At 69.8% G+C, this 3,002-nt stretch carries 3 protein-coding genes and 1 pseudogene; 2 read left to right on the top strand and 2 right to left on the bottom strand.

What is annotated here, in order from left to right:
* Positions 1-806: MFS transporter (locus BIS11_RS14020; RefSeq protein ID WP_253586348.1), on the bottom strand; the 806-nt coding region annotated here is incomplete at its 3' end.
* A 34-nt stretch (positions 807-840) separates the two neighbouring features.
* Between BIS11_RS14020 and BIS11_RS14015 the strand changes: the two genes are divergently transcribed.
* Both BIS11_RS14015 and BIS11_RS14010 read left to right on the top strand, forming a co-directional pair.
* A complete protein-coding gene (locus tag BIS11_RS14015) occupies positions 841-1,782 on the top strand; it encodes a LysR family transcriptional regulator (RefSeq protein WP_253586347.1) in 942 nt (313 codons plus the stop codon).
* A gap of 43 nt (positions 1,783-1,825) precedes the next feature.
* Positions 1,826-2,656, top strand: a complete 831-nt coding sequence (locus BIS11_RS14010) for a sulfurtransferase (RefSeq protein ID WP_253419465.1) — start codon at positions 1,826-1,828, stop codon at positions 2,654-2,656.
* A gap of 9 nt (positions 2,657-2,665) precedes the next feature.
* On the opposite strand, the pseudogene BIS11_RS14005 reads toward BIS11_RS14010, so the two are convergent.
* Positions 2,666-3,002, bottom strand: a pseudogene (locus BIS11_RS14005) (ATP-dependent protease); the annotation flags it as partial.

Genomic DNA, 3,002 nt, shown 5'->3' with positions numbered 1-3,002 from the left:
AAGGGCGCCTCCCGGCGATTCTGGTAGAGCCGGGGGCTTGCCAGCACCGCCGCGATGGCGGGCAGGCTCGCCAGGTAGACGAGCCCGATCTGCGCGGCGCTTTGCAGGAAGGGCGGCTGGGCGAGCTTGAGCCCCAGCGCGGTGAAGATGGCGCTCTGGGTGAAGAGCAGGCTGAAGCCGACGATGAAGGCAAGCCGCAGCCGCGTCTCGGCAAGCGCCTTTTTCAGGAGGGCGCGGAAGGGCGGTTGGGCGGCGGACGCTGCGTATTCAGGGGTATGCCGGCGCTGGCGCAGAAGGATCAGCCACACCACGCCAAGAAGCCCCGCGGCGCTGCCGAACCCGCCGGCCCAGCCCAGCGTATCGAGCGCCCAGGCGGGGTAGAAGCGGCTCAAGGTGCTGCCGGCGATGGTGCCGGTCACGAACAGCCCCACCCACTGCGCGCGCTGGCGCTCGTTCTCGGCGCCCGCCAGAAGCGCCACGCAGGCGGTGAGCACGCAGGGCAGCACGACCCCTTGGGCCAGGCGAACGAGCCACAGGCCCGTGAGCGTGGCGCTCGCCGCCAGCAGGGCGTTGAGCACGACCAGCAGCCCGATGCCGGCGAGGATGGCGTTGACCGGCGCCAGGCGGCGCGTCCAGCGGCTGGCGAAGGGGGCGGCGAACATCATGCCGAGCAGCGTGGCCATGTTGAGCCAGCCCGCCTGGGTCAGGCTCGCCTCCAGCCGGGCGGCGAGCCAGGGGTAGACCGCCTGGAGCTGGTAGAGATTGAAGAACGCCCCGGTCGAGGTGGCGAGGATCAAAAGGCGCATGGGCGCTCCCTGGGCTGAACGAAGCGCTTAGGGTATGTTGAAGGCTCGCTTAGCGGAATGTCGGTTTTCCTCTCACCGTGAGTCGTCTGGCCATGTTCGAGATCAAGCAGTTGGGCTATTTCGTGGCGTCGCCGAAGAGCTCAACTTCCGTCGCGCCGCGAAGCGGCTGCACCTGACCCAGCCACCCTTGAGCCAGGCCATCAAGCAGCTCGAGGCCGCCGTGGGCGTGACGCTTCTGTCACGCAATACCCACGGCGTCCAGCTTACCCGCGCCGGCGAAGTGTTTCTGGACGAGGCGCGACAACTATTGGCAGCGGCGCAGCGCAGCCGGCACCGGGCTCGCCTGGCCGAGGCCGGAGAGATCGGCCGGCTGCGCCTGGGCTACTCCGCCAGCGCACTCTACTCGAGCGTGCTCACCCAGGCGCTGGCGACGCTCTGCCGGCGCCACCCGGGGCTCGACCTGCAGCTCAGCGGCGGCAACGCACTCGATCATCTGCATGCGCTGCGCGCGGGCCGGCTCGATGTCGCGCTGCTGCGCGCCGATATCGCCTTGGATACCACGCCGGGGCTGCGCTTCACTCGTATCAGCGAGGAGCCGCTGTTCGCGCTGCTGCACAAGGCGCATCCACTGGCCGGGGCCGAGCGCATAGCGCTCGCCGACCTCGCCGGTGAGCGGCTGTTGATGCAGCCGGCGGCCGGACGCACCTTCCTTCGCCGCCAGGTCGAGGCGCTGGCCGAGCGCGCCGGGGTGTCGCTCGTTCGGGCACTCGAGCTGCCGGACATCTCGAGCATGATCGGCTTTGCCGTGGCCGGCGTGGGCGTGGCGATCCTGCCCAGAAGTGCGGCGCTGATCGCCCGGGAGGCGGTGGCCGTGGCACTGGCCGACGACGATGCCTCCTCGCCGCTCATGCTGGCCACCGCCTCCGACGAAGCCGCCGTGCGGGCACTCGAAGCGCTGATCGTCGCGGCGACGTGATGGGCGCGCCGGCCCTTTTCTCACCCCCAAGGAGTCTTACCCCATGCCGAACCTGCTGATCTCTGCCCCAGAACTCGCCAAGCGCCTGGAGCAGGCGAGCCCGCCCAAGGTGCTGGACGCCTCGCTGCCCAATAGCCCCATCGCCCCGTTCGTTGCACAGGACGGCTGCACGCTACCCGGCGCGCTCGCGTTCGATATCGAGCGGGTCTTCTCCGACCCGAGCGCGCCCTTTCCGCACACGCTGCCGGCGCTGGAGTCCTTGCAGGAGGCGTGCCGGCAGCTCGGGCTTTCGATCGATGACGAGATCGTGGTGTTCGACAACCGTGGCGTGTTTTCGGCCCCGCGCGCCTACTGGCTGCTGACCCAGGCGGGCTTCACGAACGTACGGCTGCTCGATGGCGGCCTGCCCGGGTGGCGGGCGCAGTCGCTGCCGATGCAGCAGGGCTATAGCGACCCCACGCCGCTCGCCGCGCCACCCATACTCACATCCAACGCGAGCGTGGTCAGTGTGGACGACGTGGAGGCCAATATCGCCACGCCGCGCTTCACGCTGGTGGATGCCAGAAGCGCCGGGCGCTTCTCCGGCGAGGCCCCGGAACCCCGCCCGGAGCTTTCGAGCGGCCATGTCCCCGGCGCCTGCAACCTGCCCTTTCCCGAGGTGCTGGAGAACGGCCACTTCAAAAGCCCCGAGGCGATCGCGCGGCTGCTGCATGAAAGAGGGCTGTCGCCCGAGGATCACCTGACCTTCAGCTGCGGCTCCGGCATCACCGCCTGCATCCTGTGGGTGGCCGCCGAGCTTGCCGGGTACAAACGGCTTTCACTGTTCGACGGCTCCTGGACGGCCTGGGTGATGAGCGGCCGTCACGCCGGGTAGGACGAGAGCTCAGCCCTTGCCCAGCAGCCGATCCAGCTGCCGATAGCCGATCGCCTCGATCAGGTGCGCCTGGGCGGGCTTGGGGGCGCCTTCCAGGTCACAAAGCGTCAGCGCCACCCGCAGCACGCGGTGGTAGGCGCGGGCCGAAAGCTTGAGTCTTTCCAGCACCCCGGCGAGCCAGGCGCGCTCCTCGTCGTCGAGGGCGCAGGCGGCTTCCAGCGCCTTGCCGCCGAGCTGGCTGTTGAGTGCGCCTCTTTCCATCTGACGCTCGCGGGCGGCCATCACGCGCTCGCGCACCGCCTCGGACGACTCGCCCGGCGTCTGGGCGGTGAGCTGCTCCGGCGGC

It is taken from the genome of Halomonas sp. 707D4 (genome assembly GCF_024158685.1).
GTDB lineage: Bacteria > Pseudomonadota > Gammaproteobacteria > Pseudomonadales > Halomonadaceae > Vreelandella.
Note: the sequence above shows the minus strand (reverse complement) of the source record. Positions and strands in the feature narration are given on the sequence as shown.